20 protein-coding genes and 1 pseudogene are annotated in these 19,324 nt (G+C 72.4%); 11 read left to right on the top strand and 10 right to left on the bottom strand.

Annotated features, from left to right (window positions below):
* The first annotated feature begins 25 nt into the window (after window positions 1–25).
* The 3 genes from EDF47_RS10710 to EDF47_RS10700 are packed head-to-tail and all read left to right on the top strand — an operon-like array spanning window position 26 to window position 4,151.
* Window positions 26–610, top strand: a complete 585-nt coding sequence (locus EDF47_RS10710; RefSeq protein ID WP_243692331.1) for a PadR family transcriptional regulator — start codon at window positions 26–28, stop codon at window positions 608–610.
* Window positions 607–1,335, top strand: a complete 729-nt coding sequence (locus EDF47_RS10705) for an ABC transporter ATP-binding protein (RefSeq protein WP_123292992.1) — start codon at window positions 607–609, stop codon at window positions 1,333–1,335. The genes EDF47_RS10710 and EDF47_RS10705 overlap by 4 nt, the downstream gene beginning before the upstream one ends.
* A complete protein-coding gene (locus EDF47_RS10700) occupies window positions 1,332–4,151 on the top strand; it encodes an FtsX-like permease family protein (RefSeq protein ID WP_131877825.1) in 2,820 nt (939 codons plus the stop codon). Before EDF47_RS10705 ends, EDF47_RS10700 begins: the two co-directional genes overlap by 4 nt.
* Before the next feature lie 45 nt (window positions 4,152–4,196).
* Here EDF47_RS10700 and EDF47_RS10695 read toward each other — a convergent pair whose 3' ends face one another.
* Together EDF47_RS10695 and EDF47_RS10690 are read right to left on the bottom strand one after the other, a co-directional pair.
* A complete protein-coding gene (locus EDF47_RS10695) occupies window positions 4,197–4,634 on the bottom strand; it encodes a hypothetical protein (protein WP_131877827.1) in 438 nt (145 codons plus the stop codon).
* Window positions 4,635–4,720: 86 nt separating this feature from the next.
* Window positions 4,721–5,044 carry a DUF952 domain-containing protein gene (locus tag EDF47_RS10690; protein WP_131877829.1) on the bottom strand — a complete coding sequence of 108 codons (324 nt, stop codon included), beginning with the start codon at window positions 5,042–5,044 and terminating at the stop codon, window positions 4,721–4,723.
* A 53-nt stretch (window positions 5,045–5,097) separates the two neighbouring features.
* Here EDF47_RS10690 and EDF47_RS10685 point away from each other — a divergent pair, with 53 nt between their 5' ends.
* Window positions 5,098–5,640, top strand: coding sequence for a TetR/AcrR family transcriptional regulator (locus tag EDF47_RS10685; protein WP_131877831.1), 543 nt, complete (start codon window positions 5,098–5,100; stop codon window positions 5,638–5,640).
* A gap of 131 nt (window positions 5,641–5,771) precedes the next feature.
* On the opposite strand, the gene EDF47_RS10680 is transcribed toward EDF47_RS10685, so the two are convergent.
* Together EDF47_RS10680 and EDF47_RS10675 are read right to left on the bottom strand one after the other, a co-directional pair.
* Window positions 5,772–6,443 (bottom strand): SDR family NAD(P)-dependent oxidoreductase, encoded by a 672-nt coding sequence (locus tag EDF47_RS10680; protein WP_131877833.1) that lies wholly within the window; start codon window positions 6,441–6,443, stop codon window positions 5,772–5,774.
* The gene (locus tag EDF47_RS10675) at window positions 6,440–6,838 is read right to left on the bottom strand and encodes a cupin domain-containing protein (protein WP_131877835.1); all 399 of its coding nucleotides are present in this window, start codon (window positions 6,836–6,838) and stop codon (window positions 6,440–6,442) included. Before EDF47_RS10675 ends, EDF47_RS10680 begins: the two co-directional genes overlap by 4 nt.
* A gap of 109 nt (window positions 6,839–6,947) precedes the next feature.
* On the opposite strand from EDF47_RS10675, the gene EDF47_RS10670 reads away from it, so the two are divergent.
* Complete coding sequence (locus tag EDF47_RS10670) at window positions 6,948–8,123, top strand: PQQ-dependent sugar dehydrogenase (RefSeq protein ID WP_243648812.1); 1,176 nt, start codon at window positions 6,948–6,950, stop codon at window positions 8,121–8,123.
* A gap of 73 nt (window positions 8,124–8,196) precedes the next feature.
* The gene (locus EDF47_RS10665) at window positions 8,197–9,084 is read left to right on the top strand and encodes a helix-turn-helix transcriptional regulator (protein ID WP_133938155.1); all 888 of its coding nucleotides are present in this window, start codon (window positions 8,197–8,199) and stop codon (window positions 9,082–9,084) included.
* Window positions 9,085–9,102: 18 nt separating this feature from the next.
* Here EDF47_RS10665 and EDF47_RS10660 read toward each other — a convergent pair whose 3' ends face one another.
* From EDF47_RS10660 to EDF47_RS10645, 4 genes are read right to left on the bottom strand one after another with little or no spacing between them, the layout of a single operon-like run.
* Entirely contained in the window at window positions 9,103–10,077 is a 975-nt protein-coding gene (locus tag EDF47_RS10660; protein WP_131877841.1) for a trypsin-like peptidase domain-containing protein, read from the bottom strand.
* Between the two features lie 16 nt (window positions 10,078–10,093).
* Window positions 10,094–11,089 carry a VWA domain-containing protein gene (locus EDF47_RS10655; protein WP_131877843.1) on the bottom strand — a complete coding sequence of 332 codons (996 nt, stop codon included), beginning with the start codon at window positions 11,087–11,089 and terminating at the stop codon, window positions 10,094–10,096.
* Window positions 11,086–12,000, bottom strand: a complete 915-nt coding sequence (locus tag EDF47_RS10650; RefSeq protein ID WP_133938153.1) for a DUF58 domain-containing protein — start codon at window positions 11,998–12,000, stop codon at window positions 11,086–11,088. The genes EDF47_RS10655 and EDF47_RS10650 overlap by 4 nt, the downstream gene beginning before the upstream one ends.
* Window positions 11,997–13,097, bottom strand: coding sequence for an AAA family ATPase (locus EDF47_RS10645; RefSeq protein WP_133938151.1), 1,101 nt, complete (start codon window positions 13,095–13,097; stop codon window positions 11,997–11,999). Before EDF47_RS10645 ends, EDF47_RS10650 begins: the two co-directional genes overlap by 4 nt.
* A gap of 138 nt (window positions 13,098–13,235) precedes the next feature.
* Between EDF47_RS10645 and EDF47_RS10640 the strand changes: the two are divergent.
* Both EDF47_RS10640 and EDF47_RS10635 read left to right on the top strand, forming a co-directional pair.
* Window positions 13,236–13,916, top strand: a pseudogene (locus EDF47_RS10640) (response regulator transcription factor); the annotation flags it as partial.
* A gap of 101 nt (window positions 13,917–14,017) precedes the next feature.
* Window positions 14,018–15,283 carry a HAMP domain-containing sensor histidine kinase gene (locus EDF47_RS10635; RefSeq protein ID WP_208320978.1) on the top strand — a complete coding sequence of 422 codons (1,266 nt, stop codon included), beginning with the start codon at window positions 14,018–14,020 and terminating at the stop codon, window positions 15,281–15,283.
* Between the two features lie 73 nt (window positions 15,284–15,356).
* Here the strand turns inward: EDF47_RS10635 and EDF47_RS10630 are convergent, their stop codons facing one another.
* Entirely contained in the window at window positions 15,357–16,241 is an 885-nt protein-coding gene (locus tag EDF47_RS10630; RefSeq protein ID WP_133938147.1) for an aldo/keto reductase, read from the bottom strand.
* A gap of 86 nt (window positions 16,242–16,327) precedes the next feature.
* Between EDF47_RS10630 and EDF47_RS10625 the strand changes: the two genes are divergently transcribed.
* Both EDF47_RS10625 and EDF47_RS10620 read left to right on the top strand, forming a co-directional pair.
* Window positions 16,328–17,200, top strand: coding sequence for a helix-turn-helix transcriptional regulator (locus EDF47_RS10625; protein ID WP_165901010.1), 873 nt, complete (start codon window positions 16,328–16,330; stop codon window positions 17,198–17,200).
* Window positions 17,197–17,400 carry a hypothetical protein gene (locus EDF47_RS10620; protein ID WP_123671333.1) on the top strand — a complete coding sequence of 68 codons (204 nt, stop codon included), beginning with the start codon at window positions 17,197–17,199 and terminating at the stop codon, window positions 17,398–17,400. The genes EDF47_RS10625 and EDF47_RS10620 overlap by 4 nt, the downstream gene beginning before the upstream one ends.
* A gap of 80 nt (window positions 17,401–17,480) precedes the next feature.
* Here the strand turns inward: EDF47_RS10620 and EDF47_RS10615 are convergent, their stop codons facing one another.
* Window positions 17,481–18,497 (bottom strand): aldo/keto reductase, encoded by a 1,017-nt coding sequence (locus tag EDF47_RS10615; RefSeq protein WP_132099730.1) that lies wholly within the window; start codon window positions 18,495–18,497, stop codon window positions 17,481–17,483.
* Between the two features lie 123 nt (window positions 18,498–18,620).
* Here EDF47_RS10615 and EDF47_RS10610 point away from each other — a divergent pair, with 123 nt between their 5' ends.
* Window positions 18,621–19,319 (top strand): carboxymuconolactone decarboxylase family protein, encoded by a 699-nt coding sequence (locus tag EDF47_RS10610; RefSeq protein WP_133938145.1) that lies wholly within the window; start codon window positions 18,621–18,623, stop codon window positions 19,317–19,319.
* Window positions 19,320–19,324 lie beyond the last annotated feature (5 nt).

Raw genomic sequence — 19,324 nt, 5'->3', positions numbered from 1 at the left:
GTGGACGAGAGACGGGGGAAGTGTCATGAGCGTACGGATGGGCGTACTCGCGCTGCTGGTGGGGGGACCCGGTTACGGGTACCAGCTCCGGGGGGAGTTCGAGCACCGCACCGGCGGGAGCTGGCCGCTGAACATCGGCCAGGTCTACACGACGCTCGACCGCCTGGAACGCGACGGCCTCGTGGCCCGCGGCGACACCGACGACGACGGCCACGTCGTCTACACGGTGACCGACGCGGGTCGCGGGGAAGTGGCGCGCTGGTTCAGCGAGCCGGTGCCCGCCAAGCGCGGGCGTGACGAGCTCGCGATCAAGTTCGCCCTGGCCGTGACGGTGCCCGGCGTCGACGTCGCGCGCCTGGTGCAGGTGCAGCGCGGTGCCGCGATCCGGAACCTGCAGGACCTGACCCGGCTCAAGCGCACGACCGATCCCGCGACGGACCTGGCGTGGTCGCTCGTGCTCGAGTCGATGGTGTTCCAGGCCGAGGCCGAGGTGCGGTGGCTCGACCACGTGGAGTCGACCGTGGCGCGGTACCGGCCGGAGGAGCATCCGGCGGCGGACGCTGGCTCCTCGTCCGCGACCGCTGCCGACACCGCGCGGAGTGCACGGTGAGCGCCGCACCGCTCCTGCAGCTCGACGCCGTCAGCGTGCACTACGGCTCCGGCGCGAAGGCCGTCACGGCGCTGGCCGGCATCGACCTGGCCGTCCAGCGCGGCGAGATGGTCGCCGTCATGGGGACCTCGGGTTCCGGCAAGTCGACGCTGCTCGCCTGCGCCGGCACCCTGCTGCCGCCGACGAGCGGCGAAGTGCTGATCGACGGCGAGTTCGTGTCCGACCGGCCGGCCAAGGAACTCGCGGCCCTCCGCCGTCGCCTCATCGGGTTCGTGTTCCAGGACTTCAACCTGATCCCATCGCTCACCGCGGTCGAGAACGTGGCGCTGCCGCTCGAGCTCGACGGCTGGAAGGCCTCGCAGGCCCGCCGCGCCGCGGAGCTGGCACTCGACAACGTCGAACTCGCACACCGCGGCGACGCCTACCCGGACGACCTGTCCGGCGGGCAGCAGCAGCGCGTCGCGATCGCCCGGGGCGTGGTCGGCGAACGTCGGCTCGTGCTGGCGGACGAACCGACCGGCGCCCTCGACTCGCAGACCGGCGAGGTCGTGCTCCGCATGCTCCGACGGCACGTCGATGCCGGAGCCGGCGCGCTGCTCGTCACCCACGACGCCCGGCACGCTGCCTGGGCGGACCGGATCGTCTTCCTGCGCGACGGTCGCGTGGTCGACGAGACCGTGTACTCGGGCGTGGAGCTCGCCCTGTCGGACCGGACCGCGTCGTGAGCCGGCGTCGGCGTCCGGGTACCGGCCGGACGCCGTTCGCCCTCCGACCGGCGTTCCGTCTGGGGCGTCGACTGGCGTTCGCGAAGGTCGGTCGGGCGGCGCTGATCATCGCGCTCATCGGCATCCCCACCGCCGGGTTCGCCGCGGTGGCGGTCGTCGTGCAGTCGACGCAGCCCACGACCGCGGAGTCGCTGGACTACGACCTCGGCAAGGCAGCCGCGCAGATGCGGGTCTCCGGCCCGGACCTGCCCGGCATGCGGCAGGACCCGGTGCAGTGGCAGTTCACCGATGCGAAGCGGAACAGCCCGGTCACGGAGGCCGACGAGGACCCGCCGTTCGCGAACGTGCTCGCCCACGTGCCGGACGGTGCGCTGTCCATCCCGGTCGGCGGCACGCCCGTCGTGGTGCAGGGACCCAAGGGACCTGTCGGCCTGGCCGCGGTGGAGGGCAGCGTCTGGGACCCGTCGCTCGAGGGCCACTGGCGTGTCCTCGACGGTTCGGCGCCGACCGCGCGCAACCAACTCATGGTCACGCCGGCGACGCTCGACCGGCTCGACGCCCACATCGGTGACACCGTCGACATCACCGATCCCGTCACGAAGCGGTTCACGATCACCGGGACGATGCGCGACCTCGGCTCGGCGCCCAGCGAGCAGGGCGTGTTCCTGCCGTGGGGGACGACCCTGTCGACGACCGAGACCACTGACGACGCGGGTCTGACCGACGTCACCGTCTACCTGCCGTCGGACGCGCCGACCTGGTCGGAGATCCGGCAGCTCAACGCGCACGGCATCGTCGTGCAGTCCCGCCCGGTCGTGCTCGATCCGCCGGATGCCCGCCTGCCCGGCGGCCAGATGAGCTCGTCACTCGGCTGGTACCTCGGCGCGATGGCACTGCTCGGGGTCTTCGCGATGTTCGAGGTCGCGCTGCTCGCCGGGGCCGCGTTCCTGGTCGGCACCCGGGCGGACACCCGTTCGTACGCGATCGTCACGAGCGTCGGCGGGGACAAGCGGTTCGTCCGGACGATCGTCGCCGGGTCCGGCCTCGTGCTCGGGTCCATCGGCGCCGTCCTCGGCGTCGCGGTGGGCACCGGGATCGGCGTCGCGGTGTTCCGCCTGATCGACAACGGCGACGTCGTGTCGTTCCCCGGCTTGCACGTGCCACCGCTCCTGCTGCTCGTGGTCGCGGCCGCCGGCGTCCTCGCCGGGCTGGTCTCCGCACTCGTCGCCGCCCGGGCCGCCACCCGCATCAACGTGCTCGCGGCGCTGCGGGGTTCACTCCGACCCGCGCCCGTCGACCGTCCTGCTCGTCGTCGGCGACGCATCTGGGGGCCGGTGCTCATCATCGCCGGTGCCGTGATGACGCTGGCCTGCGGCGCCGGGGTGCTCATGCTCAACGACCGCCGGGTGCAGGACGACCACTGGGCGTGGGCGGCCGGTGCCGGGGTCGCGCTCGGGCCGTGCCTGATGCAGCTCGGCATCGCGATCTGCTCGCCGTGGCTCCTGGCCCTGGTGTCCCGGATGTCCGCACGCCTGGGCCTGTCGGCTCGGTTGGCCGCCCGCGATGCCCGGCGCAACCCGGTCCGGACGGTGCCGGTGCTCGCCAGTGTGATGAGCGTCGTGTTCGTCGCGTCGGTCGTGATCACGTGGAGTGCGTCGAGCCACGCGCAGTACGTCCGCGGGTACGAGTACACGACGGCGGTCGGGGTCGCGACGTCCGAGGTGCAGCTGTCCAGCGAGGACGGTGCCGCCAGCGGGCACGACGCGGCGTTGACGGCGCACGCGGCGAAGGTCGTGGCGCGGGTGCTCGACCACGACCGGATCCGGGTGCTCGGCGTGGCCGAGGGCTGGGCGGGCGACACCCCGTCGTCCGTGACGATGCCGCACCGGTGGACGGACTTCGACTGCGACGGCTACGACTCCACGTCGTGCTCGTACTACCTCGACACCGCTGACGCGACCGTCCCGCACATCTGGACGGGCACCGTCGACGACTACGCGGTGCTCACCGGACACCGACCGTCTGCTGCCGTGCGGGATGCGCTCGAGGGCGGCAAGGCGGTGTCACTGTGGCCGGAGTACGCCCACGACGGTGCGGTCCGCATCGACACGTTCCACGACCGCACGTGGGAGAGCCCGACGATCACGACGACGACGAAACCGGACGCCAGCGTGTCGATCCCGGCCGTGCTCGACGTGCAGTCGCCGCGGATCCAGGTCGGCGTCTTCATGACGAAGGCGACCGCGGCGCACTACGGGGTGCGCGCCGTCGACGGCATGCTCGTCACGACGCTGCCCGGGGACATCGCGCCCGAGCAGTGGGACGAGCTGAGTTCCGCCTGGCAGAGCTTCGGCGGCGCGGACCGCGCTCGGTGGGACGGCCCGCAGTTCGCCTACGAGGCCGGGCCGGTCGACAACGGCGCGCTCATCCGGGCGATCGTGCTCGCGCTCGCTGCGGCGGTGACGATCGGTGCGACGGCGGTGGCCATCGGGCTCGCGCGGTCCGACGGGCGCCGGGACGACGAGGTGCTCGACGCGATCGGTGCCGCACCACGACTGCGACGGCGGGTGTCGACCTGGCAGGCGGCGATCCTGGCCTCGGTGGGCGCGGTGATCGGCACCCTGCTGGGGCTGCTGCCGATGCGGGCACTCACCCTGCGGTTCACGGAGCCAGCGGTCGGGTCGAACCACATGCCGTTCGTGCCGGACTGGTCGATGCTGGCCGTGCTCGGGATCGGGTTGCCGCTCCTGGTGACGGCCGGGGCATGGCTCACCGCGCACGGCCGACGCCGGGTGGCGGTGCGGCGGGCGCACTGAGGTGTGGGGCGGCGCTGCACGTGGCGCCGCCCCGGTGCAGCCCGGTCAGGCGCCGGGCTGCACCACCATGAGCACGGCGACGACGACCCACACCAGGTTGAACAGGCCGACCAGGGCAGCGAGCTTCCGCGGCGAGCGCTCGGTCCCGTTCCCGCGCAGGACCTCGCGCTGCTCCGGCAGGACCCCGAGCGCGAGGATCCCCGCAGCCACCGCGGTCAGACCGATCGAGACGAGCAGCCACGCCTCGTCGAGTGCCCCGACCTCGAACGCCAGGGCCATGCCGAACGTCGGGACGGCGAGCGAGATGATCGAGTACACGTGGCAGATCCGGTGCAGGACCCTGGCGACCGCTCGGGCCACCTGGTCGCCCGGATCGGCGACGAGCGCGCGAGCCGGCTTCGGGAACATGCTCCCGGCGACCGCGACGGGTCCGAGGGTGAGCAGCGCCGCCACGACGTGCACGGTGAGGAGGACGCTGGACATCGCTTCCAGCCTAGGGCGCGGTACTTCGTGAGCAGAAATGGTCGGGTGGCCGTCGGCGGACTCGACCATTTCTGCTCACGAAGTGGTCACACGTTCGGGATGGGCACCTCGGCCAGTACGACCTCGGCGTCCATCGGGATCGGACCGCGCACCCGGGGGAGACCGTCGACCCACTCGACCGGCACCCCCGCAGCCGCGAGCCCCTCGACGCTCAGGTCGATCCGGAGCAGGGGCAGCGCGAGGTCGCCGTACCGCTCGGTGACGACCTCGGCCACCCGGTCGGGCGTGGTGGCGCGGACGTACCCGCCCGGCTCGAGCGGCACCCCGCGAGTGGACACCTCGTACTCGCCGAACCCGCGGCTCATCTCCCAGTCGTCGGCGATCGCCACGTGACAGACCACATCGGTCATGGACCCTCCTCGGTAATGAAACGGGAGCGTATCATTACCGCTAGGATGGGTCTGTGAACAAGCGTGGACGTCCGACCGCCGACGAGCGGATCGCCCGTGACGAGCGGATCCTCGACGTCGCGACCGACCTGTTCCTGGAGCACGGGTTCGCGGGCGTCGCACTCGACCGCGTCGCCGCCGAGGCCGGGGTCACCAAGCGCACGCTCTACACGGCGTTCGGCGACAAGCCCGCGATCCTCCGAGCGGTCGTCCGGCGGCAGCACCCGTACGCCGCGCAGCCCGCCGCGGACCTCGTGTCCACGGCCACGGCGATCGGCAGCGCGTTGCTCTCGGACCGCGCCGTCGCCCTGCACCGGCTCGTCATCGCCGAGTCGGCGCGATCACCCGAGCTCGCCCGTGAGTTCCACGAGGCCGGCCCGCTCGCCGCGCAGCAGGCCCTGGTCCGCGCCGGAGCCACTCCGGAGACCGCCGCCGAGCTCTTCACCCTGCTGCTCGGGGAGCTCCACCGCGAGCGCCTGCTCGGCCTGGCTCCGGCCCCGACGGCGGCCGCGGTCGCCGCACGCGCCGCGCGTGCCGTCGCGGTGCTCTCGACGTGACCCCAGGGCGGACGGGAGGCCCGTGGCCAGCTGGCACCGGGCCTCCCGTCCGCCACGGAGTGAGCAGAAGGCGACGGGTCACGCGCTCGGACTCGTCGCCTTCTGCTCACTCGATGCGGCGCGAACCGCGCTCAAGCGGGGTCGGGCAGCGCCTCCGCGTACGTGCGGAACTCGCCGCGCTCCGAGTGGATCGCCCACAGACGATCCGCGATGGACTCGCCGGAGTGCTCCGGCTGCCCGTCGTCGATGCCGAACGGGATGATGAGCTGACCGACGTGGACCTGCTCGTCGCGCACGGCGTCGTGCAGGAGCTGGGCGTAGGCGCTCTCGGCAGCGAAGGCGACCGAGGTGCCGGTGACCCGAGCGCCGGGACGCACCGCACTGCCGCCGTTCACGAACAGGATCGTGCCGTGGCCGATCGCGCGCATGCCGGGCAGCACCTGGCGGACCGCGTTGACCGAGCCGTAGACCGAGAACTCGATCGGGCCGACCAGGTCCTCCGCGGTGGTCTCGAGCACCGGGCGCATGTACTCCTTGGCGGGGAGCGGGCTGTACTGCAGCACCTCGATGGGACCGAGCTGCTCGGTCGCACGCTCGAGGGCGCTGCGGAGCGAATCGCCGTCACGGACGTTCGCGGCGAACCCGGCGGCCGTGATGCCCTGCTCGCGCAGCGACGCGGCGAGGCCGTCCAGGCGGTCCTGGTTGCGGGAGACGAGGGCGATCGAGAAGCCCTCGCGGCCGAAGCGTTCGGCGACGGCGAGACCGAGGCCCTTGCCGGCCCCGATGATGGCGATGGTGGTCATGCGGAGTACTCCTCGTCGGTGACGTGCTCGAGCCAGGTGGTGGTGGTCGCCGGGTCGTCGGCGAGGTCGAGCATCGCGAGGTGCTCCATGTAGTCCGTCGGGGTCGCACCGTGCCAGTGCTCCTCACCCGCAGGCGTGTAGACGGTCTGGCCCGGCTGGACCTCGACCACGCCGCCGTCACGGGTGCCCATGCGCGCGACACCCTCGGTGACGTGCAGGGTCTGGCCGTTGGCGTGCGAGTGCCAGGCGGTGCGGGCGCCGGGCAGGAACCGGACCTTCGCGACGGTCATCGACTGGCCGGCTTCCTTCGGGCTGGCGATGGCGTCGAGGTACACGTCGCCGGTGAACTGCGCGGCCGGGTTCTTGACGGTCGGCTGCTTCGGTTGGATCTCCATGGCCCCGACGGTAGGCCGATGTGCGCACCGGAGGGAGGTGCCGGCCGTACCCCTCAGCCGTTTCCCGAACACGACGTGTGTGATCGACGCACGATCCGGGAGGACCACCGTGGACAGCAGCGAACACCCGAACCCGCACCCGAGCCCGAACCCCACCCGAGCCCGACGCGGCTGGTCCGCTGCGGGCATCGCCGCGGTGGCCGCCCTCGCCCTGGGCGGCTGCGCCGATGCCGCACCGGACGACGACCGCGGCTCGTCGGCGAGCGCCCGCGCCACCGCCCCCGCCGACCTGCCCACCGGGCAGATCGCGCTCGACGGCGACACCAGCGACGTGGTCACCGGACTCGAAGCACCGTGGTCGGTCGTCCGCACCGGCGACGACGGCGACGCCCTGGTCAGCGAACGCGACTCCGCGAAGGTCCTCGAGCTGCAGGACGACGGCACGACGCGCGAGGTCGGCACCGTCGACGGCGTCAGCCACGGCGGCGAGGGCGGGCTGCTCGGGCTGGCCCTGCACGACGACGACCTGTTCGTGTACTCGACGGCCGAAGACGGCAACCGGATCCAGCGGTTCGAACTGACGGGCAGCGCCGGGTCGTGGGCGCTCGGCGACGCCACGACGATCATCGACGGACTGCCGTCGAACACGTTCCACGACGGCGGCCGCATCGCGTTCGGCCCCGACGACATGCTCTACGCCAGCGTCGGGGACGCCGGCACGAGCAGTGACGCGCAGGACGAGGACTCGCTCGCGGGCAAGATCCTGCGGCTCACCCCGGACGGCGACGTGCCGGACGACAACCCGTTCGACGGGTCACCCGTCTGGAGCCTCGGGCACCGCAACGTGCAGGGCCTGGGGTGGTCCTCCGACGGCACGATGTTCGCGTCGGAGTTCGGCGAGAACACCCTCGACGAGCTGAACGTGATCGAGGCGGGCGAGAACTACGGCTGGCCCGAGGTCGAGGGTGAGGGCGGCGAGGACCAGGGCTTCGTCGACCCGGTGCAGCAGTGGTCGACGGACGAGGCGTCCCCGAGCGGCCTGACGGTCGTCGACGACACCGTGTTCGTGGCCAACCTGCGCGGCGAGGTGCTCCGGGCGATCCCGGCGGACGACCCGGGGACGTCGACCGAGTACTTCCAGGGCGACTTCGGCCGGATCCGGACCGTGCTCGAGGGGCCGTCGGACACGCTGTGGTTCGTCACGAACAACACCGACGGCCGTGGTGACCCTGCGGAGGGCGACGACCGCATCGTGTCCGTGCCGCTGACCCGCGCCGAGGGGTGAGCCGACGGAGCGCTGCCACAGGGGTTCCGGCAGCCCCTCGCTCGCACGCTGTCCAGCGGGTTACCGTGACGGCATGAACCACCGCGACGAAGCCCGCGACTTCCTGTCCAGCCGTCGCGCCCGCATCACCCCCGAGCAGGCCGGGGTCGAGACGTTCGGAACCCGCCGTCGGGTCACGGGGCTCCGGCGCGAAGAGGTCGCACGGCTGGCAGGCGTCAGCATCGACTACTACACGCGGCTGGAGCGGGGGAACCTGCAGGGCGTCTCGGACAGCGTGCTCGAGGCCGTCGCCGGCGCACTGCAGCTCGACGCCGCCGAGCTCGAGCACCTGCGCGACCTGTCCCGGCACCAGAACGCGACACCGCGGCGCGCGGGCAAGGTGGTGCCGGTGGCCGCCGTCCGCCCGGAGCTGCAGTACCTGCTCGACGTCATCACCGATGCGCCGGCGATGATCATCAACAACCGGCAGGACATCGTCGCCGCCAACGCGCTCGGCTACGCGATGCACTCGGACCTGGTCTCGGCACCGGCCCGGCCGATGAACTTCTCGCGCTTCATCTTCCTCGACCCGCAGGCCCGGAACTTCTACCAGGACTGGCAGCGGGCGGCGCACACGAACGTCGCGATCCTGCGGCGCGAGGCCGGCCGTACACCGAACGACCGCGACCTCGCAGCACTCATCGGCGAGCTGTCGATGCGGAGCGACGACTTCCGCGCCCTGTGGGCCGCGCACGACGTCCGCCGCCACTACGCCGGCGTGAAATCCTTCCGGCACGCCGTCGTCGGTCCGCTCGAGCTGCACTTCCAGACGCTCGAACTCGCCGAGGACCCCGGGCTCGCGCTCACGATCTACCCGGCGACCCCGGGCAGCCCGACCGCCGACGCGCTCCGCCTGCTCGCATCGTGGGCGGCGACGGAGCAGATCGCGGAACGTGCGCGCAGCGCGGTCAGCCCCGGATGAGCGGTGCCCCGCGGAGCGTCAGCCCCGGATGATGTCGTCCGCGATCCGTGCGGCGTCGTCGATGGGCACCGCGAAGCCGATGCCGATGTTGCCGGAGGAGTAGCCGAGCGTCGCGATCGACGTGTTCACCCCCACGACGCGGCCGTCGAGCCCGACGAGCGGCCCGCCGGAGTTGCCGGGGTTGATCGACGCGTCGGTCTGCACGAGCGGCTGCGCGGATCGCTGCGAGGTCCGTTCGAGGGCGCTGATGATGCCCGAGGTGACGGTGCCGTTCAGGCCGAGCGGGGACCCGACCGCGATGACGGACTCGCCGATCCGCAGGTCGGCGCTGCGTCCGAGGTCGGCTGCGGGCACGGTCAGGCCGGTCGCCTCGATGACCGCGATGTCGCTGTCCTCGTCGCTGCCGACGACCCGGCCGTCGGTGCTGGTGCCGTCGGGCAGTACGAGCCGGACGGCCGACGAACCGTCGACGACGTGGTGGTTCGTCATGACGTGTCCGGCATCGTCGATGACGAAGCCGGAGCCGCTCCCGCCGGTCGTGCGGACCTGCACGACGCTCTGCAGCATCCGCTGGGCGGCGTCCTCGGCGTCGGTCGCAGTACCGCCGGACGAGCCGGACGTCCCCGACGAGCCGGACGTGCCGGACTGCTGCCGCCCGGCCACCGGGGCGCTGACCGGGGAGTCCGGGGTGACGAGCAGGGCGCCGGTGACCCCCGCGGTGCCGCCGAGGACGAGCGCGGCGACGAGGACGGTCGCGGTCCGGCCGCCGCCCCGCCGCTCGCGGCGCGGTGCCGGCTCGTCGAACTCGGACCGGCGGGTGGCCGGGTCCGGTGGGGGGCCCTGGACGGGCGTGGGGACGGACGGGAGGCCCGTTGCGAGCTGGTCCCGGGCCTCCCGTCCGCCGTCTGGTCGCGCAGATCGCTCGGGCGGTGCGCCGGTGGACCAGTGCTGTGGACCTGCGGGCCGGCCGATGCCGGGAGGGGTGTCACTCATGGTCGTGTCCTCGTGTTCAGACGATGCGGGCGAACCAGCGGAGGGAGAGCGCGCCGGCGGTGAGGGCGAGGAGCATGCCGAGCAGGGCGAGCCATGGTGTGATCTCGACGGGTTCCTCGTGCCAACCGATCGACGAGCCGATGTCCTGGTAGACCTCGCGGAGTTCGTCGGTGCTGGACGCCCGGTAGAACCGTCCGTCGGTCTCGTCCGCGAGCTGGCGGAGGGAGGTCTCGTCGACGGGGACGGCCTGCTGCGTCCCCCACAGGTTCGCGACCCCGGAATCGGTGCCGTAGGCGATGGTGGAGACGGGCATGCCGGCTTCGCGAGCTGCTTCGGCGGCCGCGGCGGGTTCGCGCCCGGTGGTGTTCGCGCCGTCGGAGAGCAGCACGAGTCGCGCCGGGATGCGCTCCGGTTCCCCGGACCCGCCGGGGGTCGGGGACGGCGACGCCGAGCCGGTGGCACCCTCGTCACTGAGGCGGTCGACCTCGCCGACCGCCTCGAAGACGGCCTCGCCGATCGCCGTCCCACCGCCGCCGTCGTCCATCCCGGCGATGGCCTCCCGGACCGCTTCGTGGTCGCGGGTGGCCGGAGCCAGGACGTCCGCGCCGCCGGCGAAGGCGATCGCCCCGACGTTGAACGTCTCCGGCATCTCGGCGACGAAGGACTCGGCGGCGGACTTGGCGGCCTCGAGCCGGTTCGGGTCGACGTCGTCGGCCTGCATCGAGCCGGACGTGTCGATCGCGACGATCACCGTGGCACGCTCGTAGGGCACCCGGACGTCGATCTCGGGGCGCGCACCGGCGAAGCCGAGGGCGGTCAGGCCGACCAGGACGAGCGCCGCGGGCAGGTGCCGACGCCACCGGGGCTGCTTCGGGACGAGCTTGTCGAGCATCGGCAGGGTCGCGAAGCGCACGGCGTACCGCCGGCGTCGGCGCTGGACGAGCAGGTGCGCGACGGCGAGCGCCGCCACCGGCACCAGGGCGAGCAGGAACCAGGGTGTGAGGAAGGTCATCGGGTCCTCCGTGCCGATCGGGCGGGCGTGCGGTGCCGGCGGTGGATGAAGCGGGTGAGTTCGCGGCCGAGGTCATCGTCGGTGCGCAGGACCAGGTGGTCGGCCCCGGCGGCGCGGACGGCGGTGGCGGTGGCCGCGCGGTGGGCGGCTGCTCCGGCGGCGTAAGCGGTGCGGAGTGCCCGGTCCGAGGTGGCGACGACGCGCTGGGCGCCGGACTCCGGGTCGACGAAGACGACGTCGCCGACGTCGGGCAGGTCGAGTTCGCGGGGGTCGAGCACCTCGACGACGATGACCTCGTGGCGTGCCGACAGCCGACGCAGGGCGGGCTCCCACGGCAGCCGCGCGCTGTCGGTCGCCGGCTGGTCGAGCAGGTCACTGATGACGACCCGCAGACCGCGGCGGGGCGCCTGGGCGGCGAACACGCGGAGCGCTGCGGACAGGTCGGTCGTCGGGACGCCGTCGCGGGGGCCTGGATCGGCACGGAGCACGCGGCGGGCGGTGGTGCGACCGGCGCGCGGAGGGGTCCAGCGGATCCCCTCGGTGCCGACGACGCCGAGTCCCACCCGGTCACCCGCGCCGGTGGTGAGCAGGCCGATCGCCGCCGCCGTCCAGGTGGCGACGTCGGCCTTCTCACGGTCGGTGGTGCCGAAGGCCATGCTCGGCGAACGGTCGACCAGCACCCACGTCTCGAGGGCGTGCTCAGCGCGGGTGAGCCAGACGTACGGTTCGCCGGCGCGAGCCGTGGCGTTCCAGTCGATCCGGCGGACGTCGTGCCCGGGCTGGTAGCGCACGAGTTCCTCGGGGTCGCTGCCCGTGCCGAGGGACAGGCCCTGGTGGTCGCCGTGCACCGTGCCGTCGACACGGCGCCGGACGGTGAGCTCGAGGCGGCGGAGCCGTGCGTCGTCGCTCACGGCGTCGCCTCGTACGGGGTGGAAGCGGCCGCGGCGGGGGTCGGTGCGGCTGGGGGGTACCGCACGTCACCGCCCGCCGCGACCGCGCTCGGGTCCTCGGACGCCGCGATCCGAGGCTGCGGGACGGCCGCGAGCACGGCCTCCACAGCGGTCCTGGGGTCGACCCCGTCGGCGACGGCGTCGAAGGTGAGCACGAGGCGGTGCGCGAGCACGTCGGAGGCGACGTCCGCGATGTCACCGGGCAGCACGTAGTCGCGGCCCCGGAGGAGCGCGAGCGCACGGGCCGCGGCGACCAGGCCGAGCGACCCGCGAGCACTGACGCCGTACTCGAGTACTCCGTCGAAGGTGTGCACGCCGTACCGGTGCGGGTGGCGGGTCGCCATCACGAGCTGCACGGCGTACATGGCGACCGCGTGGTGCACGAAGACCTGCTCGGCTTCGGCCTGCAGCCGGACGATGTCCGGCACCGTCAGGATCTGCTGCGCGCGTGGCCGGTCGGCGCTCATCCGCTGCACGATGGTCAGCTCCCCGAGCTCGTCGGCATGGTCGACGTCGACCTTGAGCAGGAAGCGGTCGCGCTGCGCTTCGGGGAGCGCGTACACGCCGTCGTTCTCGATCGGGTTCTGGGTGGCGAGCACGATGAAGGGGTCGGGGAGCCGGTGGGTCTGCCCACCGATCGAGACCTGCTGCTCGGCCATCGCCTCGAGCAGCGCCGACTGCACCTTGGCGGGAGCGCGGTTGATCTCGTCCGCGAGCACGAGGTTGGCGAACACCGGTCCGGGTTCGACGTCGAAGGTCTCGGTGGACGGCCGCCAGACCCGCGTGCCGACGATGTCGGACGGCATCAGGTCGGGGGTGAACTGCAGGCGGACGAAGTCCCCGCCGACGACGGTGGCCAGGGTGCGCACCGCGAGGGTCTTCGCGACGCCGGGGACGCCCTCGAGCAGCACGTGGCCCCGGGCGAGCAGCCCGATCATCATCCGTTCGACCATGGCGTCCTGGCCGACGACCACGTGCTTGACCTCGAACAGTGCGCGTTCGAGGACGGCTGACGCGGACGGCGTCGTGTACGGGTCGGCGTGGGCGGCTTCGGTCATGGTGTCCTCCTGTCGTTCGGGTGCGTCCCACTCCAGTCGCCAGGGGCGAAAACGACGGGAAGCCGGATCGAAACCGGACCGAAAAGGGGGAACGGACAGTACCTGTCAGTCGCCCAGCCGCCCTGGTTACCGTGAGGCATGCGCGTGCTGATGGTGGAGGACGAAGCCGGTCTGGTGACCGCGTTGCGCGTCGCCCTGCAGCGTGAGGGGTACGCGGTCGACGCCGCCGGCACGCTCGGGGACGCCCGCGGGAAGCTCGCCGTCACGGACTACGACATCGTCCTGCTCGACGTGAACCTGCCGGACGGGGACGGCTTCGAGCTCGCCGGCGAACTCCGGTCGACCGGCGAACCCGGTGGGTCCGGTGGCCCCGGCCCACGGATCCTCATGCTCACCGCCCGCGGCCAGCTGCGCGATCGGGTCCGCGGGCTCGACCTCGGTGCCGACGACTACCTGGTGAAACCGTTCGCGCTCGTCGAGCTCACCGCCCGGATGCGCGCACTCACCCGGCGCTCGGGCGAGGCCGCGTCCTCCGTGCTCGTCGACGGCCCGATCGTCGTCGACACCGCGCGGCAGCTCGCGCGCCGTGGCGACCGCGAACTCGCGCTGACCCTGAAGGAGTTCGGGGTGCTCCGGTACCTGCTCGGCCGTGTCGGCTACGTGGTGTCGGCAGAGGAACTGCTCGAGCACGTGTGGGACGAGAACGCCGACCCGTTCACGCAGACCGTCCGGGTCACGGTGGGCACGCTCCGCCGGAAGCTCAGCGTCGCGGACGAAGAGCCGGCGATCGAGACCGTCGTCGGCCGCGGGTACCGGCTCCGGGAACTCACCGAGGACGGCACCGGGGACTCGTCGACGCTCGGAGCGCCAGCCGCGCCGGTACGGGCGGTCGGCGCGGCCGGCGCTGCCGGCGCTGCGTCGTGAGCGCGCTCGACCGCGCCAGGCGCGAGGTCGGCCACCGCCGGTTCCTCCGCCTGCCGGCCTGGGCACGCACGATCCGGATGCGCCTGACCCTGACGTACAGCGCCGTCCTGTTCGGGATCACCGCACTCGCCCTCGCCGCCGTCTACGTCGCCCTGTCGAGCACGGTCAGCGCCGAGCCCCTCAACCCCGTCACGGTGAAGAAGTTCTACAAGGCCGCCGACGGCACGATCGTCTACAAGCCCGGCGAGCAGTTCCAGGTCGCCGACCTCGAGACGGTGCAGCGCGCCGTCAACTACACGTCCCTGCAGTCGCTGCAGCAGTACTCGATCATCGCCCTCGTCGTGATGTTCGTCCTGAGCCTGGCGATCGGCTGGTGGGTCGCCGGCCGCGCGCTCCGCCCCGTCGGTGCGATCACCCGGGCGACGCAGGAGATCACCGCGACCGACCTGTCACGCCGCATCGACGCGTCAGGACCTCCCGACGAGCTGCACACCCTCGCCGACACCATCGACGGGATGCTCGACCGGCTCGACCGCGCGTTCCGGGCCGAACGGATGCTCGTCGAGGACGTCTCCCACGAACTGCGGAACCCCGTCGCCGTCGTGCAGTCGAACGTCGAGGCCGTCCTCGCGGACGACGCCGCTACCCCGGCCGAACGGCAGGCGTCAGCCGACGTCGTGCTGCAGTCCACCCGGCGGATGAGCCGCCTGCTCGAGGACCTGCTCGCGACCGCCCGCACCCGGTCCGAGGCCTTCACCGACCGCGACGTCGACGTCGCGCGGCTGGCCGCGTCCGCTGCTGCGGAGTACGGGATCCTGGCGAGCCGCCGCGACCTCACGATCCGCGAGCGGATCCACGGCGGCCCGGTGGTGTTCGCCGATCCCGACGCCCTGTCGCGCGCACTCGGCAACCTGCTCTCGAACGCCGTCCGGCTCGCACCCGTCGGCTCCACCGTGACGATCGGCGTCGGGAGCGTCCGCGGGTGGGCGTGGCTCGCGGTGCGTGACGAGGGCCCCGGCATCGGCGACGATGCCCGGCCACGGGTGTTCGACCGCTTCTACCGGGAGTCCTCGGACGCCTCCACCGGCAGCGGCCTCGGGCTGTCGATCGCGCGCCAGATCGTGGAGAGCCACGAGGGCCGCCTCCGCCTCGAGAGTCGCGGCTCCGACGGGTCGACCTTCGTCATCTGGTTGCCGGAGCGCGCCGTGCCGGGCGCGCCGACGAGGACGGACGAGCCGCCGGACGGCGACCCGCTCGCCTGAGTGCCGACCCCGTGACGGCCAGGAGGCCCGTGGCGGCGCCGCCACGGGCCTCCTGGCCGTCTCCTGGTCCGCGTCAGGCCTCCGGGATCACCCGCTCGAAGCGGCTCGTGTCCGCACCGTCGGGGTCCGGGCCGTTCCGGCGGCCCGTGTCGAGCTCGTCCAAGGCCCTGAGGTCGTCGTCGGACAGTACGAAGTCGAAGACGTCGAAGTTCTCCGCGATCCGTCCGGGGTTCGTCGACTTCGGGATCGCGTTCCGCCCCTGCTGCACGTGCCAGCGGAGCATCACCTGCGCCGGCGTCTTGCCGTGCGTCTGGGCGATGGTCCGGATCGTCGGGTCGTCCATCACGCTGACCCGCTCGTCACCCCAGCCCGGGTAGAAGGTGATCCCGCCGATGGGGGACCACGCCTGGTCGAGGACCCCGTGCTCCGCGTCGGCGCGCTGCACGTCCGGCTGCGTGAAGTACGGGTGCAGCTCGACCTGGTTGAGCGCCGGGATGACGTCGGTCGCGTCGAGCAGCGACTGCAGGTGGTGCGGCATGAAGTTGCTCACGCCGATCGCTCCGACCCGACCGTCGGCGTACAGCGTCTCGAGCGCCTTGTACGCCTGCACCGTCCGTTCGAAGCGGTCCGGCGCGGGCTGGTGCAGGATCAGCACGTCGACGCGGTCGAACCCGAGCTTGCCGGTGGCCTTCTCGAACGCGTGCAGGGTCTCGTCGTAGCCGTAGTCGGAGACCCAGATCTTCGTCTCGACCACGATCTCGTCGCGGTCGACGCCGGAGGCGCGGATGCCCTCGCCGACCTCGCGTTCGTTGCCGTACGCGGCGGCGGTGTCGATGTGGCGGTACCCGGTCTCCAGTGCCGTGCGGACCGCGTCCACGGTCTCGTCGGGTGCGCTCTGGAACACGCCGAAGCCGATCGCGGGGATCTCGAGTCCGTTGTTGAGGGTGAGTGTGTCCATGCCCACGACGCTAGGCCGGTGCCCCTGACCCTGACGGGTACCAGCAGCCCCTTCTTCCCCGCCCGGCACCGTCCTACCGTGGACGCATGGACACCAAGAGCGAAGTGCGCGACTTCCTCCGCACCCGCCGCGAACGCGTCACGCCGCAGCAGGTCGGGCTGCCCGACTTCGGTGGCGCCCGACGGGTCAAGGGTCTCCGCCGCGAGGAGCTCGCGCTCGTCGCCGGCATGAGCGTCGACTACTACATCCGCCTCGAGCGCGGGAACCTCACCGGCGTCTCGGAGAGCGTGCTCGAGTCGCTGTCGCGCGCGTTGCGCCTCGACGACGCCGAGCACGCGCACCTGTTCGACCTGGCCCGCGTGCAGAACGCCTCGGCGACCACGCGGCGGAAGCCCCCGACGTCGAAGGTCCGACCGAACGTGCAGCGCATGCTCGACGGCATGACGATGCCCGCGTGGGTCCGGAACGGCCGCTCGGACTTCCTGGCCGGCAACGCCTTGGCACGTGCGCTCTACTCGCCGCTCTTCCTCGACCCCGCCGGCACCCCGAACACCGCCCGCTTCGCGTTCCTCGACCCGCGCGGTCAGGAGTTCTGGCGCGACTGGGACGTCGTCGCGAGCGACATGGTGGCCGTGCTCCGTGCCGAGGCCGCCCGGTCGCCGTACGACAAGGGGCTGACCGACCTGATCGGCGAGCTCTCCACCCGCAGCGAGGAGTTCCGGCAGCGCTGGGCCGCGCACGGCGTCATGCGGCACCTGAACGGCTCGAAGCGGGTGCACCACCCCGAGGTCGGCGACCTCGACCTGACGTACGAGACGATGGAGCTCGCGACCGACACCGGTCTGACGCTCATCGCCTACGGCACCGAGCCGGGCTCACCGTCCGAGGAGCGCCTGCAGCTGCTCGCGAACCTCGTCGCCACGACGGCCGCAGCCGTCCCGGAACCGGAGGACGCATGAGCGAGACCGAGTCCGTCCCGACGACCGCAGCCGCCGCGCCGCTCGGGTTCCTGGGCCGGTTGCGGTTCCGCTGGCGCGCGGAGCAGGAGATCCACGACCTGACCCGCGACCGTGCGCTCGAGGAGCGCGTGCGTGCCGAGGCCGCTGTGCGGCTCGCGCCCGGCCCGTGGCACCTCGGCGAGCTGTTCCGACGTCGCTGACGTTGCGCGCGTGCCCAGATGGCGGACGGGAGGCCCGTGGCCAGCTGGCCGCGGGCCTCCCGTCCGTCAGTCGGTCGCGTTCACCGGCGACGTGCGGCGGGCACCAGGGTGTGCTGCCCGTAGCTGTTGTCGTCGGGGTTGATCGTGACGCCCGGTGCGACGAGCTCGTCGATGCGGTCCAGGACCTCGTCGCTGAGCACGCGGTCGGCGGCAGGGAGCTGCGACTCGAGCTGCTCCATGGTGCGCGGGCCGATGATCGCGCTCGTGACGCCGGGGTGCCGGATCGCCCACGCCAGCGACATCTCGATGAGGGACATGTCCTGCGACTCGGCCAGGAGTGCGAGTTCCTCGACGATGTCGAGCTTCCGCTGGTTCGCGGGCGTCGACATGTCGAACCGGGCCGCGGGGCGGTGCTTCGCCGTCGGGGTGCCGGGAGCGTCCTTGCGCCAGCGGCCACTGAGCCAGCCGCCGCCGAGCGGGCTGTAGACGAGGGTGCCCATGCCGTAGCGCTGCGTGGTCGGCAGGACGTCCTCCTCGATGCCACGCACCAGGATCGAGTACGGCGGCTGCTCGGTGCGGAAGCGCTCCAGGCCACGGCGCTCCGAGGTCCACTGGGCCTCGACGATCTCGGCGCCCGAGTACGACGACGATCCGATGTTCCGGACCTTGCCCTGGCGGACCAGGTCGGTCAGGGCGCCCAGGGTCTCCTCGACGTCCGTCGTCGGGGACGGGCGGTGCACCTGGTACAGGTCGATGTGGTCCGTGCCGAGGCGGCGCAGGGAGTTCTCGACCTCCTGCATGATCCAGCGGCGCGAGCCCCCGGAGCGGTTCGGGCCCTCACCCATCGGCATGAAGAACTTGGTGGCGAGCACGACGTCGTCACGGCGGTCCTTGATGGCCTTGCCGACGATCTCCTCGGAGACGCCGTCCGAGTAGGCGTCGGCGGTGTCGACGAAGTTGATGCCCGCGTCGAGGGCGCGGTGGATGATCCGGATCGAGTCGTCGACGTCGGCGTTCGCCCACGGACCGAACATCATGGTGCCCAGAGCGAGCGGGCTCACCTCGACGCCGGTGCGTCCGAGCTGGCGGTACTCCATGGTTTCCTCTCCGTGCCCGCGGGTCTCGCCGGGCACGGCTGCCACGCTAGGCCGGTCACCCACGGCGAAAGGGGGGAGGCCCTTACCTCCCTCGGCCGGCGGAGCGGTCGTAGCGTCGGGGACATGACGTTCGCCGAGACCGACCCCGAGTTCGCCCAGTACCACGCCGACTTCGTGGACGAGACGCTGCAGCACGCGTCGCTCAGCAGCCACGACCGCGCGGTCGTGCAGCTCGGCGCGATGATCGCCGCCGGCGCGCAGACCGCCTTCCGACAGCTGCTCGGCGCCGCGCTCGACGAATCACTGACCCCGGTCGAGGCGAAGGAGATCGGGTACCAGGCCGTCGCCTACGTCGGGTCCGCACGCGCCTCGGACTTCCTCACGATCACCAACGACGTGCTGATCGCGCGCGGTGTCGAGTTGCCGCTCCCGGGCCAGTCGACGACCACCCCCGACGACCGACTCGAACGGGGCCGTGCGGTCCAGAGCGCCGTCGTCGGCGCCGGACGTGTCGACGCGATGTACGAGAACGCGGCCGACGACACCGTGCACCTCCAGCGGTTCCTGTCCGGCAACTGCTTCGGCGACACCGTCGGACGGGACGGGCTCGACCTGCCGACGCGTGAGCTGCTGACGTTCGCGGTCCTCGTCGCGCTCGGTGGTGCGGACGCGCAGGTCACGGGACACGTCGCGGGCAACCTGCACGTCGGGAACACCCGGCAGCAGCTGCTCGACGTGCTCACCGTCCTGGTGCCGGTGATCGGCTACCCGCGGACGCTCAACGGGCTCGCCGCCGTGAACGAGGGTGCGCCCGCCGCTTGAGGTCG

It is taken from the genome of Curtobacterium sp. PhB190, from assembly GCF_004365385.1.
GTDB lineage: Bacteria > Actinomycetota > Actinomycetes > Actinomycetales > Microbacteriaceae > Curtobacterium.
This window is presented reverse-complemented; position numbering and strand designations above follow the sequence as displayed.